Here is a 23,139-nt window from a genome sequence, read left to right as displayed (position 1 = left end):
GAGCGCGGGGCTGAGACACGTTTCTCGGCCCGGCTTCAATGACGTGTAGTTCGGAGCAACACAGATGAAACCACGCTTTTTGACAGGGCTTTTGAGCCTGCTGATGCCAGCCATGGTTCTGGCCGGCGAATACGACCTTACGGTCGACCGGGTAAAAATTGATACCGGCGATTTTGTGAAGGAAGGCATTGGATACAACGGCGCATCTCCGGGACCGGTAATGCGTTTCAAGGAAGGCGAGAACGTCCGGATCAACGTGACCAACAACCTGGATGAGATGACGTCCATTCACTGGCACGGCCTGATCCTTCCTTTTAACCAGGACGGTGTGCCTGGTATCAGTTTCCCGGGCATCAAGCCGGGTGAAACCTTTACTTATGAATTTCCTATCCAGCAGGCAGGCACTTACTGGTTCCACAGCCACTCTGGTTTTCAGGAGCCGGATGGCGCCTATGGTGCCATTGTGATCGAACCGGAAAAACGTGAGCCGTTTCGTTATGACCGCGAGTACGTGGTGCAGTTGACTGACAAGCACCCCCATTCCGGTGACCGCATCATGCGCAACCTGAAAATGATACCGGATTACTACAACCGTGAGCAGCAAACCGTGGGGGAGTTTTTTTCGGACGCGTCCAAAAACGGTCTGATGAACACCATTCGGGACCGCATGGCCTGGGGTGACATGCGGATGATGAAAGCGGACGTTGAGGACTTGCAGGGCTTTACGGGCCTGATCAACGGCAAAGGTCCCGAGCAGAACTGGACTGGCCTTTTTGAGCCCGGAGAACGCATCCGGCTGCGGTTCATCAACTCCTCGGCCATGACCTACTTCGACATACGGATTACCGGTCTGGACATGACGGTTGTACAGGCCGATGGCAACAACGTTCAGCCCGTTAACGTGGACGAGTTCCGGATCGGTGTGGCGGAAAGCTATGATGTGATCGTCCACCCGAAAGATGAGCAGGCCTACACCATTTTCGCTGAATCCATGGGGCGTTCCGGCTATGCCAGGGCAACGTTGGCCCCCGAAGAAGGTATGGAAGCGGCTGTTCCGCAACTGCGTGATCCGGCGCGCCTGACTATGGCAGACATGAGCGGTATGCCCGGCATGGACCATGGCAACATGGCCGGTATGGATCATGGCGACATGGATATGAATAGCTCAGAAGGGATGTCCGGAATGGATCATTCCAACATGGAAGGCATGGATCATGGTTCCATGGCGATGGGAAAAGGCGGCCAAAGCGACCCCTTTTACGCCAAGGGAAGTGGCCTTGTACCCACGGCAGCCAATGGCGGCAAGTTCCTGTCCTATGCTGACCTGAAGGCCCAAGATCCACTGTATGAAGACCGCGAACCGACCCGGGAAATTGAGCTTCGTTTGACCGGCAATATGGAGCGTTATACCTGGAGCATTAATGGCGTCAAGTACGAAGACGCAGACCCAATTCGTCTCAAATACGGTGAGCGAGTTCGCTTCAAATTCGTGAACGAGACCATGATGACTCACCCTATGCACCTGCACGGTATGTGGTCCATTCTCGATGTTGGTGCAGACCAATGGAACCCGATCAAGCACACGGTCAGTGTGCAGCCAGGCACCACGGTTTACATGGAAACCGAGGTCGACGAGCCCGGTCAGTGGGCGTTCCACTGTCACCTGTCCTATCACGCGGCCGCTGGTATGTTCCGCAAGGTCATTGTTGAAGGTGGGCCAGAGTCGACGCAGGCCAAAACAGACGTGATTGCCAAAGATGGAGGTGAGGTATGAGCTGTATTCGATCAATTGTCGCAGTCAGCTTCCTTGCCTCTATTGGTGTCTCAACGGCGGTGACAGCTCAGGAAATGATCTCCGACACGACCGCTCGAAAACAGCCGCTCACAACCTGGGGCGTTCAATTCGAGGAATTTGAGTACCGCTACAGCGACGATGACGAGGAGCTGGGCGTCTGGAATGCGGATGCCTTCTATGGCACCGACGACTTTAAAGTCCGGCTGCTCACAACCGGGGAGTACGAGATAGAGGAGCAGGCCTACGAAACGCTGGAAAACCAGCTGGTCGGCCAGATCCCTATCTCCAAGTTCTTCGACGCCAAAGCGGGCGTGCGTTTCGATACGCCCGAGGGGCCGGACCGTACGTATGCGGTTCTCGGTGTGGCCGGGCTGGCGCCCCAATGGTTTGAGATCGATGCAAATCTGTATGTCAGCAAGGATGGCGATACGTCAGCTGAACTGGACGCTGAGTACGAATTGCTGTTCACTAACTACTGGATTCTGGCGGCAACGCTGGATGCCTCAGTAGCGTTCAGTGAGGATGAAGAGATCGGCGTCGGCAAGGGATTGGTTTCCACCGAAACCGGCCTCCGGCTCAGCTACGACCTGATCGACCGTGCGTTCTCACCCTACGTGGGTGTGGTGCACGAGCGTAAGTATGGCGATAGCGCCGACCTGGCCGAGGCGGACGGCGGTGGCACAGAAGACTGGTTTGCCGTGATCGGCGCTCGAATCGCATTCTGATGCTGATGGGCCATGGGGAAACCCACGGCCCTTTTTCGTCTATGATTTGATGTAACTCAAATCCACCGAAAGTCTGTGTCCATTGTCAGCCGCAGTTCAGATTGAAGTGTTTTGATACAGGGAGAAGTCATCAGGAAGAGAGGTGTCACCCCATGACCAAAGCACACAAAGCAACCAATCAGGAGCAGTTTTTGTTGCGCCGAAAAATGGCCGTCGAGGGGCTTGGAGAGGATCAGTGGGATGGGCTCATCCACGATCTTAATCGCCACCCCTGCGTTGATTTCGCCGAGCGTAAGCCAAATGGCACATTGCAGGTGACGTACGACGGAACCCACTGGTCCGTCGATGAATTACTGGAACTGATCAAGGCTTACGGTGGCCAATTGAAAACCGGATGGTGGACCCGGCGCAAATTGGCTTGGTACCGGGTTACCGACGACAACGTCCGGGCAAATGCCAAGCATGAGCCGTTCTGCTGTTCCAAGATTCCACCCATGAAAAAATAACAGGAGGTTGAATGAACAGGGAGGAAGATCGAACTACCCGCTACCAGGAGGGCAGTCTCACTTTACCAGGGACAGTCATGCTGGGTACCGGCGTCATGATTGGCGCCGGTATTTTTGCACTTACCGGGCAGATGGCCCAGATGACCGGTGTCCTTTTCCCGCTGGCCTTTCTCGCGGCGGCGGTGATTGCCAGCTTCAGCGCCTATTCCTACATCAAGATCTCCAATGCCTACCCGTCCGCCGGCGGTATCGGCATGTACCTGCACAAGGCTTACGGAAACCGGCTGCCAACGGCTTTCAACGCCCTGTTGATGTACTTTTCCATGGTGATCGCCCAGAGCTTCCTGGCCCGCACCTTTGGCTCTTACACCATGCAACTATTCGGAGGGGACGAAAGCGGCCGTATGGTGCCCATTCTGGGGGTGGCATTAATCCTCGTGGCTTTCGTGATCAACCTGCTCGGCAATCGGATGATTCAGGGGGTGGCTTCCTTTATCGGGATCCTGAAAATCGGCGGCATACTGATTTTCGGTCTGGTCGGGATCTGGATTGCCGACTCAGTCTCGGTTGATTTTTCGGAGCCCGGTGAAGCCGGAGCGCTGGGCAACTTCCTGGGCGCAACCGCACTGGGGATTCTGGCGTTCAAAGGCTTTACGACCATCACCAACAGTGGTTCGGAAGTAATAGACCCAAAGCGAAACGTCGGGCGCGCCATCGTGATTTCCATTGCCGCCTGCGTGGTGATCTACACGCTGGTGGGCTTCGCGGTCGCCAGCAACCTGTCACTGGCTGAAATTATCGAAACGCAGGATTACTCCCTCGCTGCTGCTGCGCGTCCCGCTCTCGGCGATTACGGTGTCTGGTTTACTGTCGCTATTGCCATGATGGCCACGGCGGGCGGTATTCTCGCCAGCGTCTTCGCGGTATCCCGCATGCTGGCGATGCTGACGGAGATGAAGCTCGTACCACATCGGCATTTTGGCATGCCCGGCAGCATCCAGAAACACACACTGGTGTATACCGTTGTCCTGGGGCTGATCCTCACCGCCTTCTTTGATCTGTCACGAATTGCCGCGCTGGGTATCGTGTTTTACCTGATTATGGACATTGCCATTCACTGGGGTGTACTGCGCTATCTTCGCAAAGACATCAAGGCCAACACCTGGGTGCCAACTACAGCCATCTTGTTGGATCTTTTGGCTCTGGGCGGCTTTGTCTGGGTAAAACTGAATACGGACCCGTTCGTCATCGGCGTGGCAGTGGTCACCATGATTGTGCTTGCAGTCTCCGAGCAGATTTTCCTGAAAAGATCGCCGGAATCCGCGCAAGCGAAACAGGAAGAGAGTCACGCGCATCGTCACCATTAACCAGAATCAGGAAGAGAGGCTATTGCCATGATGGGAGATAACATGTTCGGGAACACCATGTGGGCAGGCCACTGGCTGTGGATGCTGGTGATTGCCATTGTGGTCGTCATTCCGGCCTGGCGTATTTGCCAGCGCACGGGGTATCCGGGGTGGATGGGTGTACTGATACTGATCCCTATCGTCAATCTGGTTCTGCTGTATTTCATTGCATTTGCAGACTGGCCCGCCGATAAAACAGGAGATCAGAATGGCTGAGCACCATCACGCCCATGACCACGATCACCACGCCGATAAAGAACCTGGCGGGCACACCGCCAAGGATCCGGTTTGCGGCATGGCAGTCGATCCGCATACCGCGGAACACCGCAGCCAGCATGGCGGTAAAACCTGGTACTTCTGCTCGTCGCGTTGCCAGTCCAAATTCGACGAGGACCCTGAGCAGTACCTCGATTGGGAAAAGAAACAGCAAGAGCCGGTAGCGCCGGGCACTATGTATACCTGTCCCATGCACCCCGAGATTCGGCAGCAAGGGCCAGGGGACTGCCCAATCTGCGGCATGGCCCTAGAGCCCGAGCAGGTAAGCCTGGACGACGGGCCTTCGGAAGAACTCAAAGACATGACCCGCCGATTCTGGATCGGCCTGGTGCTGGCCCTGCCTGTACTGGTACTGGAGATGGGTGGGCACCTCACCGGACTCGATCACATTATAGCCCCGCAGATGTCCAACTGGATTCAACTGGTGCTGGCAACGCCTGTGGTGCTCTGGTGCGGTTGGCCCTTCTTCGTCCGGGGTTGGAAATCCGTGGTTAGCCGTAACTTGAACATGTTTACGCTCATTGCCATTGGTACCGGCGTCGCGCTGATCTACAGCCTGGTGGCGACCCTGGCGCCGCAGATCTTCCCAGGCGCCTTCCGGCAGGAAGACGGGTCGGTCGCCGTCTACTTCGAGGCGGCTGCTGTCATCGTGGTGCTGGTGCTGCTGGGGCAGGTGCTGGAATTGCGCGCCAGAGAGAAAACCTCTGGTGCCATCAAGGCCCTGCTGGATCTGGCACCGGCGACGGCCAGAAAACTGGACGACGATGGCAGCGAATCCGATGTGTCGCTTGATCAGGTCAAGGTCGGTGACCGCTTGCGGGTACGTCCGGGAGACAAGGTGCCGTTGGACGGCGAGGTGCTTGAAGGCAGCTCCAACGTGGATGAATCCATGGTGACCGGTGAGCCTTTGGCAGTCAGCAAAAAATCCGGCGACCAGGTGATCGGCGGCAGTATCAACCAGCAGGGCAGCTTTATCATGCGGGCCGACAAGGTTGGCCGTGACACCATGCTGTCCCAGATTGTGCAGATGGTGGCGAGCGCCCAGCGCAGCCGCGCGCCCATTCAGGGCCTGGCCGACAAGGTGGCGGGTTATTTTGTGCCTGCGGTGATCGTGATCGCCATTATCGCCTTTATAGCCTGGTCATTCTTCGGGCCCACGCCGCCTATGGCGTTCGGGCTGATTGCAGCGGTCAGTGTTCTGATCATTGCCTGCCCTTGCGCACTTGGCTTGGCGACGCCCATGTCCATCATGGTGGGTGTCGGACGCGGTGCTCAAAGTGGCGTTCTGATTCGCGATGCGGAAGCCTTGGAGCGTATGGAGAAGGTGGACACCGTGGTGGTGGATAAAACCGGCACGCTGACAGAGGGCAAGCCGCAAGTCACCCGGCTTGTCGCGGCCAACGGGTTCGATGACAGTAGTCTCATGCGTTATGCAGGCGGCCTGGAGAAAGGCAGTGAGCACCCACTGGCTCACGCCATACTCGATAAAGCCAAGGGCATGGACCTGAAGCTTCCGGATGCGGAAGACTTTGACTCTCCGAATGGTAAAGGGGTTACCGGTCGAATAGACGGCAAGCGGGTGCTACTTGGTAACCGCCTTCTCATGGAGTCGGAAAATGTCGACACCACGCGATTTGACGGCGACGCCGACCAGCTCCGAAAAGATGGTGCTACCGTGATTTTTGCTGCTGTCGACGGAAACGTCGCAGGGTTGCTGGCGATTGCCGATCCGGTCAAGGAAACCACCGAAGCCGCTATTTCCGCGCTGCAAAAAGACGGCATCCGGGTGGTCATGCTGACCGGCGATAACCGCACTTCAGCTGAAGCAGTTGCCCGAAAACTGCATATCGACGAAGTGGAAGCGGAAGTCCTGCCGGAAGATAAGGGCAAGATCGTCCAGCGCCTGAAAGACGAAGGCCGTGTTGTCGTGATGGCGGGTGACGGCGTAAACGATGCGCCTGCACTGGCAACGGCGGATGTCGGTGTGGCCATGGGCACCGGGACCGATGTCGCCATCGAAAGCGCCGGCATTACGCTGCTACGCGGCGACCTGATGGGCATTGTCGAGGCGCGCCGTTTGTCTCTGGCGACCATGCGCAATATCCGTCAGAACCTGTTTTTCGCCTTCGTTTACAACTCCGCCGGTGTTCCGATAGCGGCAGGGGTTTTGTACCCGTTTTTCGGGATACTGCTGTCGCCCATTTTTGCAGCGGCCGCCATGTCGCTGTCCTCGGTCAGCGTGATCGTGAATGCGCTGCGTTTGAGGGTGGTGAAACTCGGGTCAAAGCAATGAACTTCTGAATCATTGGAGGTAGCTATGTCATACACGATCGATCAAGTTATCAAAGATGTCGATTTCGAGGACGTGGACAGAAGAGCGCGTCAGGCCCTCACTGATCACGGGTTCGGTGTGCTGACAGAAATTGATGTCAAAGCCACCATGAAGAAAAAGCTTGACAAGGATATGTTGGCCTATCGGATTCTCGGGGCCTGCAATCCTGGCATGGCCTGGGAAGCCATCGGTGTGGAGCCTCGCGTGGGTGCCATGCTGCCTTGCAACGTTATTCTTCGTGAGGTTTCGGAGGGCATTGAGGTAAGTGCAGTGGATCCATTGGCTTCCATGAGCGCCATCGATAATGACGAGCTCAAGCAGGTTGCCGGGAAGGTCAGGGATATGCTCTCTGAGGTTGTGGAATCGATCTGAAGCCGGTAGAGGCGTCGATTTGCTGCAGTGCCTGCGGTTTGCAATGGATTAGCGAATTAGCCAGGCGAGCGCATAGCCCAACTGAACACTGGAAATGCAAATAGGACTCCTCATTTGACGACGGGATACCTATTTGATGTCAGTCATATTATGGAGAAGAAAAAAGGAAAAAAGATATGGATATAAAGACTTTTGGACAACTGATCGACTGGACGCGCGATCTGCACTCACATCTGGCGAGCTGTCTGTCCCATTGCGCAACAAAGCACGAGGAAGAACGGGCCCGTGCGCTTTTGGATTATCTGGCAGCTCATGAATCGGAAATAGAGCGGATCGTGAACGAGTTTGAGCACCAAGGGGATAAGAAGGCACTGGAAACTCGGGTGTACGACTACCTGTCCCATAATCCGATCAAAACTCATCGAACCTGCGACGAGCCTTACGCGAAGCTTGATTTTGATGGTATCTGCCGCGAAGTGTTCGACTTTCATGATCAGATTATTGATCTCTACAAAACGCTGATTGGAAAAGCCGAAATTCCAGAAGCAAAAGAGCTGTTCGAATCTCTTTTGGCGATGGAGGAAAATGAGTCGATGAGACTGGCTCGTCAGGTTGGCCGAATGCAGGATCTATGAGATCCGAGCACTTTTGCTGACGGCTTAATCCCTTTGAATGTTTCCAATTGAGGCTCACCTTCACACCTCAAAGACGGGCGCAAAGCCACCTCCCGGCGTTCGAAAGTTGGTGGCCTGGCCCTGGTACACACGGGCAGCGGCAAGCAGATGTTGCCCGGCATAGGTGTACAAACGGATATCGACCTTTCTGGTGGTGACCGTGCCATCCACTCTCAGGGTGCGTTCTCCGGCGGGAACGAAGTTCTGCGCGATGTAATCACCCTTCAGGATCTCTTCGAAAACGCGGCGGGTTAGTTTTTCGCCCCGATAGACGCCCTTGCTGCCATGGCCCGCTACCGGTTTGAAAAACAGTTTACGCCGGTTGCTCCACAACTCCGCCTCATCACTTGCTGAAACCAGCCGGGTCTTCGGTACAGCTCTATCCAGAAATCCTGCCTCGGTTTCACTCAGGCCCCAGTCGCGCAGGGTTTGGGCATCAGATAGCAGGATCAGGTTCCGTTTGTCGGCCATCAGCGCATGGGCGCGTGGATTGGGCGTGACGACCGCCGCGCCGTCGAGGTAGGCGCGCCTCAGCGCCCCAAGAGCCGGGGCCTCCAAGGCAAAATCCACCAGGCGGTTGTACACCATGTCAATAGGCTTGCCGTGGGCGCTCAGGGCACCATCAACATACTCAAGCTCCGATGGGTCGAGGATCAAGGTCTCTATGCCTCTGGCCTGGAATAACTGCTGGGCCAGTTGGAATTCCGGGAACATAAACTGGGATTCTGGGGCATCGTCCACAATGGCCAGCCAACCGGGCGTCGAGTCGCCACCTTGCCGTTCCCACTCCTGCTGGAACATGGCAAACACCGCGTCCTCGAACCCATCCAATGCACGGTTGGTGCCAGCGGTCTGCTGGGACGGGTCACAGCATCGGTGTTGAGCCCGGGCCAATACCGTGTTCAGAAATGCGCCGCCGGCGTTGGTGTTGATTTCGATCAGCTGAGGCCCGTTCTCGCCCAGGTGAAAGTCGTAGCCCATGAACGCCCCGATGGGGCCTGGATCAAAACCGGCGATGTCCGGCGCCCAGGACAGAGCTTTTTCCTTATAGGGCGGAAGCTCGGCTGCGGATTCGATCGCCTGAACAATCCGCTCCATCGTCGCGATGTCAGCCTGGGGAACAAAAACCGGCGTGTTTGAAAAGAAATGATGGATCTCGGGAGTGGCCGGCGCCTCGTTCCCAGTGTCTGAAAACTGCTTCTGGAGGCTGTCAGTGAGCGCTTTTCGGTCAAGGGTGATGCAGTAACACTGCCGGTTGAGCTGGTCGGCGTGGGTTTTGGTTGTTCGCTGGTTTTCCTGGGGCACGTCTTGCATTGGTCGTCCATGGTCATTGTGAATCGTTCCACCTTGATTCTGGTCAAACGAATGCATGTTTCGCAACTGTTTTCAGGCCTGTTTCAGCTTGGTGTGATGGACTGCCAAGTAATGACCATGCCTGTTCGGGATCTTGCTTACCGGGCGAGGAGATCTTACTGAAACCCTCTGACCAAAAAGGGCACGCTATGAACCATTCGTTGCGCAAGCAGTGTATTGCTGGTATTACGGCCAGTGTCGCTATGAGTTTTTCGCTGATGGTGGCCGCAGACACAAACCGGGCATTTGTTCCCATGGGCACAGCGGATGCCGTCGGCGTTATTGATCTGGAAAACCGCAAGGTGACGTCGTCCATTGGCGGCACACTGAATACCCACGGTTCGGCACTGACCCCGGATGGCCGGCATCTGGTGGTGGGTAGTTTGTCGGCGCATGATCGTCAGGAGCCGGTTAGTCGCCCCGAAGGCGTTTCAGAAGATGAACACGCCGCTCATCATGGGGGCGGGCAGTCTACTGAATTGGAAGCAGGGAGTACCGGGCTGCTCTATTTGGTGAACACGGCCACAAAGACGATTGACCGCAAACTGGAAGTGCCGGGGCCGGTGCACCATGTGCTGGTGACTTCCAACGGTCGCTATGCCGTTTCCACGCATCCTGCCAGTGGCAGTATCAGCGTTGTGGATCTGGATTCCGGTCAGTTGGTCAAAACTGTGGCGACGGGGCCGGCCCCCAACTATCTGGTGCAAACCGACGACGGCCAATCCCTTCTGGTCAGCAATACCGGTAATGGCACGGTCAGCGAAGTGGATACCGAGCACTGGTTCGTCGAGCGCAATTTGCGAGTTGGCGGCAACCCAGAGCATATGGTGCTTGCCCCCGGCAACCAGCGGCTCTACGTGAATGATGCTGCATCCGGCCAGGTTCTTGTCCTTGAGCTTGCCAAAGGCGCGGTGGCGAACCGGTACGAGGTTGGGGAGGCGCCCCATGGCGTTGGCTTGAGCGCAGATGGCCAGACCCTCTATGCCACCAGCCAGGGCGGCAACCAAGTGGTCCGGATTGAGCTAGCCAGCGGCGCCCGCCACACCAGGCCGCTGGCTCCTGCGCCCTATCATCTTGCGGTCTCTCCCTACGATGGCCAGCTACTGGTGACCAGTCGGGCAGAGAACAAGCTTTGGGTGCTCGACCCGGAATCCCTCGATGTGGTTGATGAGATCGCGCTGAGCGGCATAGGCCATCAGATATCCCTTGAGGCCCATTAGTACCCTGTTCTGACACTGGCTTTTTCGCAAAGGAACCGCTCATGGATCGACGCTTTAAAATTACCTTGGCAATGTTTGCCGTTATCGCACTGGTTTTACTCTGGGGAGAACACAAGGTTCATCTGCTTGGCGCCTTGCCCTGGCTGATACTGCTTGCTTGTCCGCTGATCCATATTTTTATGCACGGAGGGCACGGAGGGCACGGAGGGCATGGAGGGCATGGAGGGCATGGAGAACATGGAGGACATAACCACCAGGCAGAGCAACCGGGAAAGAGTGGAGAGCAGCGTGATGACTGATGGTGCATCGGATTATGGCCTTTGGAGCCTGGTGGTCCTGAATTCGGCGATTTTCATATTCTTCGCCTTCAGTTTTTTCAAACCGCAGACCCGCCGGGACTGGCGTTCGTTTGGTGCCTTCAGCGCATTTCTGGTGGCACTGTTCACCGAGATGTACGGGTTCCCGCTGACGCTCTACTTCCTCTCCGGCTGGCTGCAGAGCCAGTATCCCGACGTGAACTGGTTGGCTCACGACAGTGGCCACTTGCTGGAAATGCTGTTTGGTTGGAAGGGTTCCCCACACTTTGGGCCGTTTCATCTCTTGAGCACAGTGTTTATTGGCCTCGGGTTTTATCTGATTGCGGCTGGCTGGCGTACCCTGTATGCCGCGCAAAAGGCAGGGCAGTTGGCCACAACCGGCCTTTATGCCCACGTTCGCCACCCTCAGTATTCCGGCTTCGTGCTCATCATGTTCGGTTTTCTGCTGCAGTGGCCAACGCTGCTGACGCTGGCCATGTTCCCGGTGCTGGTGTGGATGTACTCGCGCCTGTCTATTCACGAGGAGCGTGAAACAGAAAAAGCGTTCGGCTCCGATTGGCGGGCCTATGCAGCCAGAACTCCCCGTTTTATTCCGCGATTGAGGAATTTGAGGCGCAAGGAAATCGAGGAACAAGAATGATGCATGGGGCAACTATCTCAGTAGGCGTTCTTGCAGTCGCACTAATCAGCGGCTGCGGTAAACAGACGGTGGATGACCGCTGGTACACACAGGCTGAGGTCGAGCGCGGCGCAGTGGTGTTCGACGACAACTGCGCAAGCTGCCATGGCGGCAATGCCCAAGGCGCTTTCAATTGGAAAAAGACTCTGAAGGATGGCTCTTACCCGCCGCCACCGCTCAACGGAACAGGTCATGCCTGGCACCATTCCTTCGACACGCTGATGGGTACAATTAGTCAAGGTGGCGCCCCCATGGGTGGGAAAATGCCGGCCTTCGCAGACGAGCTCTCCAGGGACGATCAAAAAGCCGCTATCGCCTATTTCCAGAGCAAATGGGACAAGCGGATCTATGAGGCATGGTCTGAAAGGAGTGGGCTCTGATTTCTCTGGGTAATCAGACGATTAACTCAAGGAGGCAGCGTATGAAATGCTTATGGGTGGTGGCTTTTCTAAGTGTTTTTCCGGGCAGTGCGCTGGGTGGTGCGCCCTCGGCGGAATCATTGATTGAGGGGATGGAGGCCACCCTGTGGTCGGACAGCAACCACGGCCGTTTCACCATGCGTATCGAAACCGAATACTGGACCTGGGAACCGGACCTGGAGGCCTGGATGGTTCGGCAGGTTTAAGATGGAATTATAGCGAGTTAATGCCGGTAGTCACATGGACAGGCACAGGGGTAATTCCTCTTGCACAATGGGTTTTCTTGCCACCGATAACGGGCCTGATTGTCAAATGGATGTTTCTTGGGTGGTTGACTCTGAGAGCCAAATGAAGAGGCATCGTGGAAGTGAAGTAAATTACTTTCTGTATTTTCAATATTTAATAAATAGTCGACTGTCGTTCTAAGAGACAGTCGACTACTGGTTATTCTCTAACACGCTGGATTTATTTAAGTATGATTGTGGTGTGTGTTTCTGACTGATATTTTTTGCTGCTTATTGACATTGGACCCGTTCATTGATTTGCGAGATTGCATTTCTTTCATGCAGGTCATCATTCTGGTTTTTGCGTCGGCTGTTTTGTTCGGGTAAGTGCGCGCTTCATTAATTCGATCGGCCAATCCTGAATTGGCAGTGGCCATTGTAGAAAATAAAGTGGCAGCTGCGGCAGCGATAATGATTTTTTTCATGATGCTCTCCTTAATTGCCTTAAACCGTTCAAGAAATTCAGTTCAGTTTCAGTTTTCTGTGATTTACTTGAGCGCGATCAGGACGTCGACTGCTCGAAGCCCGAGCCAGCCGACGCTTGCGTCTCCACGTGAAAAGAGTGGAGCGGCTCAAGGGCAGGGCGCGGGAAAGCTGGCGGTAGGAGCGGCTTCAGCCGCGATCCCCACCCAAACGGAGCCAAGCGCGAAAGAATAGCAAACCCTTGCGCATGGCTCTATTGGGCGCGCGGGTTCAGTGTTTCGTTTATTGCGATTTTCGTTTGTTTCGAATATTTTATGGATATCGCGCGATATCGCTGTCAGAGGTAACCCATGAACACCGCGCAAGATCATGACAAGCTCCCGGACCCCCAGGCCGCGGACCTGGCCCGGGAAAGCGCCGCCGCCCTGGCGCGGCTGCTGAAGGACCACCCCCGGCAGGACCGTGCCAGGGTGCGCATGGACGACATCGATCTGGTGCTGCCCCGTCACGCCCTGGAACTGCTGCGCAATATCCTCACGGAAATGGCCCAGGGCAACGCCGTCACCCTGATGCCGGTGCACGCCGAAGTGACCACCCAGGAAGCCGCCAACCTGCTCAACGTCTCCCGGCCCCACCTGGTCAAGCTGCTGGAGGAAGGCGCCATTCCCTTCACCCGGGTTGGGACGCACCGACGCATCCGCTTTCAGGATGTCATGGCGTACCGGGCAGCCCGCGCCACCGAAAGCGAAGCCGCGCTACAGGCGCTGGCGGATCAGGCCCAAGAGCACGATATGGGGTACTGATGCGCTTTTCGGTCATCTACGACGCCTGCGTTTTGTACCCGGCTCCGCTCCGCGATTTTCTAATCCGGCTGGCGCTATCGGGTTTGTTCGCAGCGAGATGGTCGGACGATATTCAGAACGAATGGTCCCGGAATCTGCTGGAGGACCGACCGGAACTCGCCGGACAGCTGCCTCGCACCATCGAATTGATGAACCAGGCCGTGCCGGACTGCCGGGTTACCGGCTACGAAAACCTGATCGCGGGGCTGACATTGCCAGACCCCGACGACAGACATGTGCTCGCGGCGGCCGTTGTGGCCGGTGCTCAACTGATCGTTACCTTTAACCTAAGAGATTTTCCAGAGGCCGTGCTGGCGAGGTTCGGAATAGAGGCAGTTCATCCGGATGATTTTGTTGTTCAGCAGTTCGATCTTCACGAAGCAAGGGTTATTGAAACGGCGAAAAACCATAGCGGTTCGTTGAAAAAACCTCCGAAAGGGGTGGAAGAGTATCTTGAGACGCTGGCGGCTCAGGGCCTGGTCGTGACCGTCGATAGGTTGCGGGAATATGAGGGCTTTATCTAAACGCGGAGCCAAGTGCGAAGGAATAGTAAACCCGTGAGCACGGCTTTATTGGCGCGACAGGGAGGATGGACGGAAGCCCCGCACGTGCCTAGGGTATTACCTTTCGATACGAGGCCGCCATGGCAACCTCCATCAAAATTGACGACGAGCTGAAAGGCCGCGTCCGGGCACTGGCCAGCCAGCGCCGCCGCTCACCGCACTGGATCATGCTGGAAGCCATCAGGCAATATGTGGCCCGCGAAGAGGCCCATGAGAGTTTCAAGCGGGAAGCCCTGGCGTCCTGGCGGTCCTACCGCGAGACCGGGCGTCGCCTCACGGTCCAGGAAACCAATGAGTGGCTGGAGTCCTGGGGCCGTGACGATAAGGCACCACCCGGGTGTCACGAGTAATCATGACTGAAGGTGCCGCGCGGGAGCTGGCCCGGTGCCGGGCCATCCTGGAAGCCGGAGAATTGTCCGCCCGTGCCGGCCACGCCATCGCGCGGCCTTTTCGAGTGCTGGAGACCGCGCCGGACATGGGCCGCCCGGCATGATCGAGAAAAAGATCGTGCTCATCGATGGCCAGGAACTGGCCAGGCTGATGATCCAGTACAACCTGGGCGTGGCCACCAAGGAAACCTTTGACGTCAAACACATCGACAGCGATTACTTCAACGAGGAATAACAGCAACCCCATGATCACCGGCGAACTGAAATCCAAGGTCGATAAAATCTGGGACACCATGTGGTCCGGCGGCGTCTCCAACCCGCTGTCCGTGATTGAGCAGCTCACCTACCTGCTGTTCATCAAGCGGCTGGATGAGATACATACCCGCCAGGAGAACAAAGCGCAGCGCTTCAGCAAGCCCATCGAAAACCCGGTGTTTGGCCCCGACCAGGACCACCTGCGCTGGTCCCGCTTCAAAGACTTCGCCCCGGAGGACATGTTCAACACCGTGCGAGATCAAGTGTTCCCGTTTATCAAAACCCTGGGTAACAAGGGCGAGGAAGACGGGGAGGGCGGTAGCACCTATACCCACCACATGAAGGATGCCCTCTTCATGATGCCCACCCCGCGGGTGTTGGCCAACGTGGTGGATCAGCTCGACAGCATCGACATGAGCGATGCGGACACCAAGGGCGACCTGTACGAATACATGCTCGGCAAGATCGCCAGCGCCGGCCAGAACGGCCAGTTCCGCACCCCGCGCCATATCATCAAGCTGATGGTGGATATGACCGCGCCCACCCCCAAGGATGTAATCTGCGACCCGGCCTGCGGCACCGCCGGTTTCCTGGTGGCGGCTTCCGAATACATCCAGCAGCATCACAGCAAGGCCATCTACAAAAACGACGAGGCCCGCCGCCGCTTTAACGAGGGCACCTTTCATGGCTACGACTTCGACAACACCATGCTGCGCATCGGCAGCATGAACATGCTGCTCCACGGCGTGGAAAACCCGGACATCAGCTACAAGGATTCCCTGGCCCAGGCGGACGACCTGGACGAAGAGAAATACTCCCTGATCCTGGCCAATCCGCCGTTCGCCGGCAGCCTGGACTATGAATCCACCGCCAAGGACCTGCTGCAAACCGTCAAGACCAAAAAGACCGAGCTGCTGTTCCTGGCCCTGTTCCTGCGCCTGCTGCAAACCGGTGGCCGCGCCGCGGTGATCGTGCCCGACGGCGTGCTGTTCGGCTCCTCCAAGGCCCATAAGAGCCTGCGCAAAATGCTGGTGGAGGAACAGAAACTGGATGGCGTGATCTCCATGCCCTCCGGCGTTTTCAAGCCCTACGCCGGGGTCTCCACCGCCATCCTGCTGTTCACCAAAACCAACTCCGGTGGCACCGACAACGTCTGGTTCTACAAGATGGAGGCGGACGGCTTCTCCCTGGACGACAAACGCACCCCGCAGCCGGACAAAAGCGATCTGCCGGATCTGCTGGCCCGCTGGCAGAACCGGGAGAACGAAGGCGAGCGCAAGCGCACCGAACAGAGCTTCCTGGTGCCCCGGGAGGAAATCGCCGGAAACGACTATGACCTGTCCATCAACCGCTACAAGGAAGTGGAGTACGAGGCGGTGAAATATGAGTCGCCGCAGGTGATCCTGGAGCGGTTGGCAAAGCTGGAGGAAGAGATATCAGAGGGTCGTAAGGCGTTGGAGGCCATGCTGAGATGAGTGGCTGGCAAGAAGTGAGGCTTGGTGATATTTGCGAGTTCGCCTACGGTAAGAGTTTGCCTGCTAAGAGTAGGACGGGGCAGGGATACCCTGTTTATGGCTCCAATGGCGTTGTTGGGTTTCACGATCAATCTCTTACTTCCGGGGAGACTATTGTCGTCGGAAGGAAAGGATCTTTTGGAGAGGTCCAGTACAGTGAATCCCCTTGCTGGCCTATTGATACAACGTACTACATTACCGAAGATCAGACTGATTCATGTTTGCCGTGGCTCGCCAAGATTCTTCCTCAGCTTCGATTAACAGAATTGAATCGTGCTGCCGCTATTCCTGGGTTGAATCGAGAAGACGCTTACAGGCAGCGCCTTTTTCTGCCTCCTCTGGAAGAACAAAAACGCATTGCGAAAATTCTGGATGCGGCGGACGCGCTGCGGGCCAAGCGCCGCGAGTCCCTCGCCCAACTTGATGCGCTCCTGCAATCCACCTTTCTCGATCTCTTTGGTGACCCAGATTCTAATGGTTGGGAATGGTCTGTGGTAGAAGATGTCGCCGAGAAACGTAAGGGGGCTATAAGAACAGGGCCTTTCGGAAGTCAGCTTTTGCATAGTGAGTTTGTTGATTCAGGTGTTCCTGTACTGGGAATCGACAATGTCGTTTCGAACGAATTCAGAGAAGGGCGGCCCAGATTTATTACTGCTGATAAGTATGAAAGGCTGAAGCGTTATACGGTTCATCCAGGGGATGTGTTGATTACCATAATGGGAACCTGTGGGAGATGCGCGATTGTTCCTGATGGACTGGGTGTCGCTATCAATACAAAACACCTGTGCTGCATATCTCTGAATAAAGAGCTCTGTCTTCCTGAATTTATGCATGCTTACTTCTTGTTACATCCAACGGCTAGGCGTTATCTGGAGGATAATGCTAAGGGGGCGATCATGTCTGGCCTAAACATGGGGATCATTAAAGCGCTTCCTATTCCTTTGCCTCCGATTGATCTTCAAGATAAGTTCGCCAAAATCGTTCAATATTCGAAACAGCAGAAAGCTAGATTGCTAGAGCATAACGAGCAGTTGACTTACTTTTTCGCCTCCTTGCAGCAAAGAGCCTTTTCCGGGGAGCTATAAAGCACCATGACCAACTTCGCCTTCCTGCCCAACGAATTCAAGGCACTGAGTCAGGCTGCCACGCTGGCGGAAGGCCATATTCTCGGTGACCCCCGCGCCGCCTGCTTCCATGCCCGCTTCGCGCTGGAGGCGGGGGTGCACTGGCTGTATCGCCACGATGCCAGCCTGCGCATGCCCTACGACAACAAGCTGGGGGCGCTGCTGCATGAACCCACCTTTATGAACCTGCTGCCGGAGGCGGTGTTTCAGAAGGCCCGGGTGATCCAGAAGGTGGGCAATATCGCGGTCCACCAGACCAAACCGATCGAGCCCCGGCAGGCCATGCAGGTGGTGAAGGAGCTGCACCATGTCTGCCATTGGCTGGTGCGCACCTACGCGCCCGGCGTCTCCCGGGAGGGCGCGGCCTGGCGGGATGATCGGGTGCCACAACCGCTGGATACGGACAAGGTGGTACCGCGGGCCGAATTGGAAGCCCTGGAGGCGAAGCTCGCGGCCCAGAACGAGGCCGCTCTTAAACAGCAGAAAGAGCGCGACGCCCTGGATCAGGAGCTGCAGGCGCTGCGCAAGGAATTGGCGGCTCTGCGTCAGGTCCGGGAGCAGGTCCCGGACAGTCACGATTACACCGAGGCGGAGACCCGCCGTTACCTGATTGATCTGGAGCTGCATCGGGCCGGCTGGCCGCTGGATCAGGAACAGGACCGGGAGTACGAAGTCACCGGCATGCCCAACAACAAGGGCATTGGCTATGTGGACTATGTGCTCTGGGACGACGATGGCAAGCCACTGGCGGTGGTGGAAGCCAAGAAAACTACCCTGGACGCCACGGTGGGCAAACAGCAGGCCAAGCTCTATGCGGACTGCCTGGAGGCAATGCACGGCCAGCGGCCGCTGATCTTCTTCACCAATGGCTACGACACCTGGCTTTGGGATGACCAAGCCTATCCGCCCCGGGAAGTGGCGGGCTTCTACAAGAAAGACGAACTCACCCGCCTGATCCGCCGCCGGGACAGCCGCAAGCCCCTGGACGTGGCCGCCATCAATACCGACATTGTTGAGCGCTATTACCAGAAGCGCGCCATTGGCAGCATTTTCGAGCAGCTCAAGAATTCCCAGCGCAAGGCGCTGCTGGTGATGGCCACCGGCACCGGCAAGACCCGTACCGCTATTGCCCTGGTGGACGTGCTGCAACGGGCCAACTGGGTCAAACGTGCTCTGTTCCTGGCGGACCGGGTGTCTCTGGTGAATCAGGCGGTGAATGCCTTCAAGGCCCACTTGCCGGAATCCAGCCCGGTGAACCTGGTCACCGAGAAGGACACCGAAGGCCGGGTGTATGTGTGTACCTATCCGACCATGATGGGTCTGATCGATGCCAACCTGGGCTCCGATACCGACGAAGCCCGGTTCGGGGTGGGGCACTTCGATCTGATCATCATCGACGAGGCGCACCGCTCGGTGTATCAGCGCTACCGGGCTATTTTCAGCTATTTCGACGCCATGTTGTTCGGCCTGACCGCCACCCCCCGGGAGCAGGTGGACAAGAACACCTATGACCTGTTCGATCTGGAGCAGGGCGTGCCCACGGACGCCTATGAGCTGGGCAAGGCGGTCAGCGATGGCTATCTGGTGCCGCCGAAGGTGCAGCAAGTGGATCTGCGCTTTCCCCGGGAAGGTATCCGCTACGACGACCTGTCCGAGGACGAAAAGACTCAGTGGGAATCCCTGGAGTGGGGCGACAATGTGCCCGAAGGCACCCTGATCCCGGAGCAGGTGAACGCCACCGCCCTGAACAACTGGCTGTTCAACAAGGACACCGCGGACAAGGGTCTCAAGCACCTTATGGAGCACGGCCATAAGGTGGAGGGTGGCGACCGCCTCGGCAAGACCATCATCTTCGCCCGCAACCAGGCCCACGCGGACTTTATCGAAAAGCGTTTCAACCACCACTACCCGAAACACGCCGGGCACTTTGCCCGGGTGATTTCCTACCAGGTCAACTACGTCCAGGCGTTGATCGACGATTTCTCCCAGAAGGACAAGGCACCCCATATCGCCATTTCCGTGGACATGCTGGACACCGGCATCGATGTGCCGGAGGTGGTGAATCTGGTGTTCTTCAAGCCGGTGTATTCCAAGATCAAGTTTTGGCAGATGATCGGGCGGGGCACACGGCTGTGCCCGGATCTCTTTGGTCCGGGGGAGGACAAGGCGGACTTTCGTATCTTCGATTTCTGCTGCAACTTCGATTTCTTCAACGAGAACCCGGAAGGCATCGAGGCCGGCGGTAGCGAGCCGCTCAGTGTTCGTGTCTTCCGCGCCCGGGTAAATCTGCTGGGGCTGTTGCAGCAGTCCCCGGAGGCCGATCCGGAGGCCAAGGTGGCCGGCAACACCACCGAGACGCTGTATGGCGAAGTGGCGGCCATGAACCCGGGCAACTTTATCGTGCGCATGAAGCGCCAAGCCGTGGACCACTTCAAGGATCGCAAGCGTTGGGACCGGCTAAGCGAGGACGACCAGCGGCTGTTGAACGCGGAGGTGGCGACCCTGCCCACGGAGCTGGAGTACGACGACGTCGCTTCCCGCATGTTCGATCTCACCGCCTTGCGTCTGCAGCTTGCCGTGCTCACCGCCGACCAGGCGGCCTTTGAACGCTATCGCAAGCGGGTGCTGGAGATCGCCGCCATGCTGGAAGAGAAAACCAGCATTCCCGCCGTCGCCCAGCAACTCGAGTACCTGCAGGCGCTGCAGGACCCGGCCTTCTGGGATGGCATGGACGTGCCCACCCTGGAAGAAATGCGGCTGCGCCTGCGCGGTGTGGTGCCGTTTCTGGACAAGAAACGGCGCAAGGTGGTGTACACGGATTTCAAGGACGAGGTCATGGGCGTGCGCGAGGACACCGTGCTGCCGCTGCCCAGGATGACCAGCGTGCAGTACGAAAAGAAAGTTCGTGAGTACCTGCGCAATCACCTGGACAACATCGTGATCCACCGCTTGAGAACCAACCGGCCGCTCACCGCCAGCGATCTGGAAGCCCTGGAAAACATGCTCGCCAGCCTGGGTGAAAACGACGGCAGGACGCTGCTGTCGGATCTGCTGGAGCGCACCGAAGCACCTTCCCTGGCGCACTTCGTCCGTAGCCTGGTGGGCATGGACGAAGCCACCGCCAAGCAGGCCTTCGCCCGCTTCCTGGACGATACCAGCCTCACCGCTCCCCAGATCCGCTTCGTGGAAATGATCATCGAACAGCTCACCTCACGGGGCGTGATGGCGCCCTCGGCACTCTACGAGCCCCCGTTCAGCAGCTTGCACGGTGGTGGACCGGAAGCGCTGTTCGCCGGCCGGGACACGGTGGTGGACGGTATTTTCGAGGCGCTGGACGGCTTGATGCCCGACGCCAAGCAGAACCAGCGCTAGCAAGGCTCATTCCCCCATAAACCCCGAAGGCGTCCCCCCGGTCACCTGCCGGAACGCATAGGAAAACGCCGCCGTACTGCTGAACCCCGCCAGCCCCGCCGCCTGGGCGATGGTCTTGCCCCTGGCCAGGTGATCAATGGCCCGGACGATGCGCGCCCGCTGCCGCCAGGCGCGGAAGGTGAGGCCGGTTTCGGCGGGGAACAGGCGGCTGAGGGTGCGCACGGAAGTGGCGGCGCCGGCGGCCAGGTCCGGAGTGGTGAGGCCAAGGCCGGCGTCGGAGAGCGCCAGGTGGGCGACGCGCCGGCCCACGTTGCTGGTGGGCAGGGGCAGGTAGGTGGGCGCGTCCACCACGCCGCTCAGTTCGTGCAGCACCAGCCGGGCGATCAGCTCTTGCTTGTCGGCGCCGGTGTCCGGGGCGAAGGCGGCGTGGATCAGTTCGCGCAGCAGCGGCGACACGCGCAGGGCGAATTCCCGCTCCAGGTTGGCGTTGGGGGCCCAGCGGCGGATCGCGTCGGGGTGCCAGTGGAGCAGCCGCATTTCCGCGCCGGAGAGCACATCCAGCCGGTGGGTGACGCCGGCGGGAATCCACACCGCCAGCTGCGGCGGCACCAGCCAGCGGCCGGTGTCGGTGTACACCTGGGTGGTGCCGGAGAGCGCCAGGATCAGCTGGGCCTCGTCGTGATGGTGCTCGCCGATGGTCTCGCCGCGTTGCCGGGCCCGTTGCCGGGTGCGGAACAGGGGGGGAGGGGCGGGTTGGCGTGTCATCGATAATCGTTGGCGTAAAATCTTAATCCAGCGATGCTAGCATGGCGCCTTCACGACGGTCGACCGGGCGCCCCGGCCGGCCCTGGGAGCCGCCATCCAATGAATCACACCGCTTCGTCTTCCGCCGCCGCCGGCGACGGGCTGCCCCCCGTCGAGCGCCGCTGGGCGGCGCTGGCGGTGCTGCTGGGCATCGCCCTGAGCAACCTGAGCACGGCGGTGGTCAATATCGCCCTGCCGGACATGGCCCGCTCTCTGGCCGCCAGCGACGCGGCCACGGTGTGGGTGGTCAATGGCTACCAGCTGGCGGCGGTGGTGTGCCTGCTGCCGGTGGCGGCCATGGTGGAGGCGCTGGGTTTGAAGCGCCTGTTCGCCACCGGCCTGACGGTGTTCACCCTGGCTTCCCTGGTCTGCGCGGTGGCGCCGGATCTGAGCACCCTGGTGGCGGCCCGGGTGCTGCAGGGGGCCGGCGGCGCTTTCCTGTCCGTGGCCGGTGTCGCCCTGGTGCGGATGATCTACCCGCGCCATCTGATCGGCGCCGGCATGGCCTGGCTGGCCATGGCGGTGGCGGTGCCGGCGGCCCTGGGGCCCACCTTCGCGGCCCTGGTGCTGGCGGTGGCGCCCTGGCCCTGGCTGTTCCTGATCAATGTACCACTGGGCGTGGCGGCCCTGTTGCTGCTGCGGACGGTGCCCGGCAGCGTGCGGACCCGGCACCGCTTTGACGTGCCCGGCACCCTGCTCAATGCGCTGGCGTTCGGCTTGTTGGTGGTGGGGGTCGGCACCCTGGGCAGTGGCGATACCGGTCTGGCGGTGGCGGAAATTCTGGTCGGGCTGGTGTGCTTCGCGCTGCTGTTCGCCCAGCAGCGGCGTCATCCTTCGCCGATGCTGCCGTTCGATCTGCTGCGCATGCCGGTATTTTCCCTGGCGGTGCTGACTTCGTCCTGTTCCTACACGGCGCAGATTCTCGCCTATGTGTCCTTGCCGTTCCTGTTCGAGCGGGTGCTGCAGATGACGCCGGTGCAGAGCGGCCTGCTGATCACCCCCTGGCCGCTGACCACCGCCATCGCCGCCCAGCTGGCCGGCCGCCTGGTGGTGCGCTATCCGGCGGCGGTGCTGAGCAGCGTGGGGCTGGCGACCATGGCGGCGGGGCTGCTGCTGATGGTGTTCTTGCCGGCGGACCCGGCCTACTGGCAAATCGCCTGGCGCATGGCGGTGTGCGGGGTCGGTTTCGGCCTGTTCCAGACCCCCAACAACGCCGCCATGATGACCACCGCGCCGGCCTCCCGCAGCGGTGCCGCTTCCGGCATGAACGCGGTGGCCCGGTTCGCGGGCTGGACCCTGGGCTCGGCGCTGGTGACGTTGCTGTTCGGGCTGGGCGGCGAGCACGGGCCGGCGCTGTGCCTCACCGTGGGCGCCACCTTCGCCGCCGCCGGCGCGGTAGCCAGCGCCGCCCGCCGCTGGCGCGAGCTACGCGCCGCCGCCTGATTTCTTCCGAATAAAGAAGTCATAACCGCAAGTATATGGCGTTGCTATATAC

At 58.5% G+C, this 23,139-nt stretch carries 24 protein-coding genes; 21 read left to right on the top strand and 3 right to left on the bottom strand.

Annotated features, from left to right (window positions below):
* Positions 1 to 64 precede the first annotated feature (64 nt).
* From HMJ39_RS13390 to HMJ39_RS13355, 8 genes are all read left to right on the top strand, one after another.
* Positions 65 to 1,774: a copper resistance system multicopper oxidase gene (locus HMJ39_RS13390; RefSeq protein WP_194297703.1), complete on the top strand. Its 1,710-nt coding sequence runs from the start codon at positions 65 to 67 to the stop codon at positions 1,772 to 1,774.
* A complete protein-coding gene (locus HMJ39_RS13385; protein ID WP_058340741.1) occupies positions 1,771 to 2,520 on the top strand; it encodes a copper resistance protein B in 750 nt (249 codons plus the stop codon). The genes HMJ39_RS13390 and HMJ39_RS13385 overlap by 4 nt, the downstream gene beginning before the upstream one ends.
* A 152-nt stretch (positions 2,521 to 2,672) precedes the next feature.
* On the top strand, positions 2,673 to 3,026 hold the full coding sequence (locus HMJ39_RS13380; RefSeq protein WP_094625993.1) for a hypothetical protein: 354 nt from the start codon (positions 2,673 to 2,675) through the stop codon (positions 3,024 to 3,026).
* A gap of 11 nt (positions 3,027 to 3,037) precedes the next feature.
* Positions 3,038 to 4,393: an APC family permease gene (locus tag HMJ39_RS13375; RefSeq protein ID WP_161385006.1), complete on the top strand. Its 1,356-nt coding sequence runs from the start codon at positions 3,038 to 3,040 to the stop codon at positions 4,391 to 4,393.
* 42 nt (positions 4,394 to 4,435) lie between these two features.
* On the top strand, positions 4,436 to 4,648 hold the full coding sequence (locus HMJ39_RS13370; protein ID WP_022996756.1) for a hypothetical protein: 213 nt from the start codon (positions 4,436 to 4,438) through the stop codon (positions 4,646 to 4,648).
* Positions 4,641 to 7,001: a heavy metal translocating P-type ATPase gene (locus HMJ39_RS13365; RefSeq protein ID WP_022990674.1), complete on the top strand. Its 2,361-nt coding sequence runs from the start codon at positions 4,641 to 4,643 to the stop codon at positions 6,999 to 7,001. The genes HMJ39_RS13370 and HMJ39_RS13365 overlap by 8 nt, the downstream gene beginning before the upstream one ends.
* Before the next feature lie 24 nt (positions 7,002 to 7,025).
* The gene (locus tag HMJ39_RS13360) at positions 7,026 to 7,412 is read left to right on the top strand and encodes a DUF302 domain-containing protein (RefSeq protein ID WP_058092337.1); all 387 of its coding nucleotides are present in this window, start codon (positions 7,026 to 7,028) and stop codon (positions 7,410 to 7,412) included.
* 176 nt (positions 7,413 to 7,588) lie between these two features.
* Entirely contained in the window at positions 7,589 to 8,047 is a 459-nt protein-coding gene (locus tag HMJ39_RS13355) for a hypothetical protein (RefSeq protein ID WP_022990672.1), read from the top strand.
* Positions 8,048 to 8,107: 60 nt separating this feature from the next.
* Here HMJ39_RS13355 and HMJ39_RS13350 read toward each other — a convergent pair whose 3' ends face one another.
* Positions 8,108 to 9,400, bottom strand: a complete 1,293-nt coding sequence (locus HMJ39_RS13350; protein ID WP_161385005.1) for an ATP-grasp domain-containing protein — start codon at positions 9,398 to 9,400, stop codon at positions 8,108 to 8,110.
* Between the two features lie 188 nt (positions 9,401 to 9,588).
* Between HMJ39_RS13350 and HMJ39_RS13345 the strand changes: the two genes are divergently transcribed.
* From HMJ39_RS13345 to HMJ39_RS13330, 4 genes are read left to right on the top strand one after another with little or no spacing between them, the layout of a single operon-like run.
* A complete protein-coding gene (locus HMJ39_RS13345; RefSeq protein WP_058092334.1) occupies positions 9,589 to 10,659 on the top strand; it encodes a YncE family protein in 1,071 nt (356 codons plus the stop codon).
* A gap of 41 nt (positions 10,660 to 10,700) precedes the next feature.
* A complete protein-coding gene (locus HMJ39_RS13340) occupies positions 10,701 to 10,958 on the top strand; it encodes a DUF2933 domain-containing protein (protein WP_161385004.1) in 258 nt (85 codons plus the stop codon).
* Entirely contained in the window at positions 10,870 to 11,616 is a 747-nt protein-coding gene (locus HMJ39_RS13335) for a methyltransferase (RefSeq protein ID WP_456061965.1), read from the top strand. Before HMJ39_RS13340 ends, HMJ39_RS13335 begins: the two co-directional genes overlap by 89 nt.
* Positions 11,613 to 12,035, top strand: a complete 423-nt coding sequence (locus HMJ39_RS13330) for a c-type cytochrome (RefSeq protein ID WP_022990666.1) — start codon at positions 11,613 to 11,615, stop codon at positions 12,033 to 12,035. The genes HMJ39_RS13335 and HMJ39_RS13330 overlap by 4 nt, the downstream gene beginning before the upstream one ends.
* Before the next feature lie 508 nt (positions 12,036 to 12,543).
* Here the strand turns inward: HMJ39_RS13330 and HMJ39_RS13325 are convergent.
* Entirely contained in the window at positions 12,544 to 12,783 is a 240-nt protein-coding gene (locus tag HMJ39_RS13325) for a hypothetical protein (RefSeq protein ID WP_161385003.1), read from the bottom strand.
* Between the two features lie 348 nt (positions 12,784 to 13,131).
* On the opposite strand from HMJ39_RS13325, the gene HMJ39_RS13320 reads away from it, so the two are divergent.
* The 8 genes from HMJ39_RS13320 to HMJ39_RS13290 all read left to right on the top strand — a co-directional run bounded on the left by HMJ39_RS13320 (position 13,132) and on the right by HMJ39_RS13290 (position 20,840).
* A complete protein-coding gene (locus HMJ39_RS13320; RefSeq protein ID WP_194297702.1) occupies positions 13,132 to 13,584 on the top strand; it encodes a helix-turn-helix domain-containing protein in 453 nt (150 codons plus the stop codon).
* Complete coding sequence (locus HMJ39_RS13315) at positions 13,584 to 14,147, top strand: PIN domain-containing protein (protein WP_194297701.1); 564 nt, start codon at positions 13,584 to 13,586, stop codon at positions 14,145 to 14,147. Before HMJ39_RS13320 ends, HMJ39_RS13315 begins: the two co-directional genes overlap by 1 nt.
* A 119-nt stretch (positions 14,148 to 14,266) precedes the next feature.
* Positions 14,267 to 14,536, top strand: a complete 270-nt coding sequence (locus HMJ39_RS13310) for a CopG family ribbon-helix-helix protein (RefSeq protein ID WP_194297700.1) — start codon at positions 14,267 to 14,269, stop codon at positions 14,534 to 14,536.
* A 2-nt stretch (positions 14,537 to 14,538) separates the two neighbouring features.
* On the top strand, positions 14,539 to 14,679 hold the full coding sequence (locus tag HMJ39_RS13305) for a hypothetical protein (RefSeq protein ID WP_194297699.1): 141 nt from the start codon (positions 14,539 to 14,541) through the stop codon (positions 14,677 to 14,679).
* Positions 14,676 to 14,810 (top strand): hypothetical protein, encoded by a 135-nt coding sequence (locus HMJ39_RS19095; RefSeq protein WP_256245169.1) that lies wholly within the window; start codon positions 14,676 to 14,678, stop codon positions 14,808 to 14,810. The genes HMJ39_RS13305 and HMJ39_RS19095 overlap by 4 nt, the downstream gene beginning before the upstream one ends.
* Positions 14,811 to 14,820: 10 nt before the next feature.
* The gene (locus HMJ39_RS13300; protein WP_194297698.1) at positions 14,821 to 16,305 is read left to right on the top strand and encodes a type I restriction-modification system subunit M; all 1,485 of its coding nucleotides are present in this window, start codon (positions 14,821 to 14,823) and stop codon (positions 16,303 to 16,305) included.
* Entirely contained in the window at positions 16,302 to 17,429 is a 1,128-nt protein-coding gene (locus tag HMJ39_RS13295; RefSeq protein ID WP_194297697.1) for a restriction endonuclease subunit S, read from the top strand. The genes HMJ39_RS13300 and HMJ39_RS13295 overlap by 4 nt, the downstream gene beginning before the upstream one ends.
* A gap of 6 nt (positions 17,430 to 17,435) precedes the next feature.
* Positions 17,436 to 20,840 carry a DEAD/DEAH box helicase family protein gene (locus HMJ39_RS13290; RefSeq protein WP_194297696.1) on the top strand — a complete coding sequence of 1,135 codons (3,405 nt, stop codon included), beginning with the start codon at positions 17,436 to 17,438 and terminating at the stop codon, positions 20,838 to 20,840.
* Positions 20,841 to 20,846: 6 nt separating this feature from the next.
* Here HMJ39_RS13290 and HMJ39_RS13285 read toward each other — a convergent pair whose 3' ends face one another.
* On the bottom strand, positions 20,847 to 21,605 hold the full coding sequence (locus tag HMJ39_RS13285; RefSeq protein WP_194297695.1) for an AraC family transcriptional regulator: 759 nt from the start codon (positions 21,603 to 21,605) through the stop codon (positions 20,847 to 20,849).
* A gap of 99 nt (positions 21,606 to 21,704) precedes the next feature.
* Between HMJ39_RS13285 and HMJ39_RS13280 the strand changes: the two genes are divergently transcribed.
* Positions 21,705 to 23,087: an MFS transporter gene (locus HMJ39_RS13280; RefSeq protein ID WP_194297694.1), complete on the top strand. Its 1,383-nt coding sequence runs from the start codon at positions 21,705 to 21,707 to the stop codon at positions 23,085 to 23,087.
* Positions 23,088 to 23,139: the final 52 nt, after the last annotated feature.

Source organism: Alloalcanivorax profundimaris, assembly GCF_015265435.1.
GTDB classification, from domain to species: domain Bacteria; phylum Pseudomonadota; class Gammaproteobacteria; order Pseudomonadales; family Alcanivoracaceae; genus Alloalcanivorax; species Alloalcanivorax profundimaris.
The sequence above is the reverse complement of the archived record's forward strand: the minus strand, read 5'-3'. Positions and strand labels throughout refer to the sequence as shown.

What these genes read in the sequence shown, in the direction of transcription:
- HMJ39_RS13390 (WP_194297703.1), top strand. Translation starts at nt 65, where the DNA reads ATGAAACCACGCTTTTTGACAGGGCTTTTGAGCCTGCTGATGCCAGCC.
- HMJ39_RS13385 (WP_058340741.1), top strand. Translation starts at nt 1,771, where the DNA reads ATGAGCTGTATTCGATCAATTGTCGCAGTCAGCTTCCTTGCCTCTATT.
- HMJ39_RS13380 (WP_094625993.1), top strand. Translation starts at nt 2,673, where the DNA reads ATGACCAAAGCACACAAAGCAACCAATCAGGAGCAGTTTTTGTTGCGC.
- HMJ39_RS13375 (WP_161385006.1), top strand. Translation starts at nt 3,038, where the DNA reads ATGAACAGGGAGGAAGATCGAACTACCCGCTACCAGGAGGGCAGTCTC.
- HMJ39_RS13370 (WP_022996756.1), top strand. Translation starts at nt 4,436, where the DNA reads ATGTTCGGGAACACCATGTGGGCAGGCCACTGGCTGTGGATGCTGGTG.
- HMJ39_RS13365 (WP_022990674.1), top strand. Translation starts at nt 4,641, where the DNA reads ATGGCTGAGCACCATCACGCCCATGACCACGATCACCACGCCGATAAA.
- HMJ39_RS13360 (WP_058092337.1), top strand. Translation starts at nt 7,026, where the DNA reads ATGTCATACACGATCGATCAAGTTATCAAAGATGTCGATTTCGAGGAC.
- HMJ39_RS13355 (WP_022990672.1), top strand. Translation starts at nt 7,589, where the DNA reads ATGGATATAAAGACTTTTGGACAACTGATCGACTGGACGCGCGATCTG.
- HMJ39_RS13350 (WP_161385005.1), bottom strand. Translation starts at nt 9,400, where the DNA reads ATGCAAGACGTGCCCCAGGAAAACCAGCGAACAACCAAAACCCACGCC.
- HMJ39_RS13345 (WP_058092334.1), top strand. Translation starts at nt 9,589, where the DNA reads ATGAACCATTCGTTGCGCAAGCAGTGTATTGCTGGTATTACGGCCAGT.
- HMJ39_RS13340 (WP_161385004.1), top strand. Translation starts at nt 10,701, where the DNA reads ATGGATCGACGCTTTAAAATTACCTTGGCAATGTTTGCCGTTATCGCA.
- HMJ39_RS13335 (WP_456061965.1), top strand. Translation starts at nt 10,870, where the DNA reads ATGGAGGGCATGGAGGGCATGGAGAACATGGAGGACATAACCACCAGG.
- HMJ39_RS13330 (WP_022990666.1), top strand. Translation starts at nt 11,613, where the DNA reads ATGATGCATGGGGCAACTATCTCAGTAGGCGTTCTTGCAGTCGCACTA.
- HMJ39_RS13325 (WP_161385003.1), bottom strand. Translation starts at nt 12,783, where the DNA reads ATGAAAAAAATCATTATCGCTGCCGCAGCTGCCACTTTATTTTCTACA.
- HMJ39_RS13320 (WP_194297702.1), top strand. Translation starts at nt 13,132, where the DNA reads ATGAACACCGCGCAAGATCATGACAAGCTCCCGGACCCCCAGGCCGCG.
- HMJ39_RS13315 (WP_194297701.1), top strand. Translation starts at nt 13,584, where the DNA reads ATGCGCTTTTCGGTCATCTACGACGCCTGCGTTTTGTACCCGGCTCCG.
- HMJ39_RS13310 (WP_194297700.1), top strand. Translation starts at nt 14,267, where the DNA reads ATGGCAACCTCCATCAAAATTGACGACGAGCTGAAAGGCCGCGTCCGG.
- HMJ39_RS13305 (WP_194297699.1), top strand. Translation starts at nt 14,539, where the DNA reads ATGACTGAAGGTGCCGCGCGGGAGCTGGCCCGGTGCCGGGCCATCCTG.
- HMJ39_RS19095 (WP_256245169.1), top strand. Translation starts at nt 14,676, where the DNA reads ATGATCGAGAAAAAGATCGTGCTCATCGATGGCCAGGAACTGGCCAGG.
- HMJ39_RS13300 (WP_194297698.1), top strand. Translation starts at nt 14,821, where the DNA reads ATGATCACCGGCGAACTGAAATCCAAGGTCGATAAAATCTGGGACACC.
- HMJ39_RS13295 (WP_194297697.1), top strand. Translation starts at nt 16,302, where the DNA reads ATGAGTGGCTGGCAAGAAGTGAGGCTTGGTGATATTTGCGAGTTCGCC.
- HMJ39_RS13290 (WP_194297696.1), top strand. Translation starts at nt 17,436, where the DNA reads ATGACCAACTTCGCCTTCCTGCCCAACGAATTCAAGGCACTGAGTCAG.
- HMJ39_RS13285 (WP_194297695.1), bottom strand. Translation starts at nt 21,605, where the DNA reads ATGACACGCCAACCCGCCCCTCCCCCCCTGTTCCGCACCCGGCAACGG.
- HMJ39_RS13280 (WP_194297694.1), top strand. Translation starts at nt 21,705, where the DNA reads ATGAATCACACCGCTTCGTCTTCCGCCGCCGCCGGCGACGGGCTGCCC.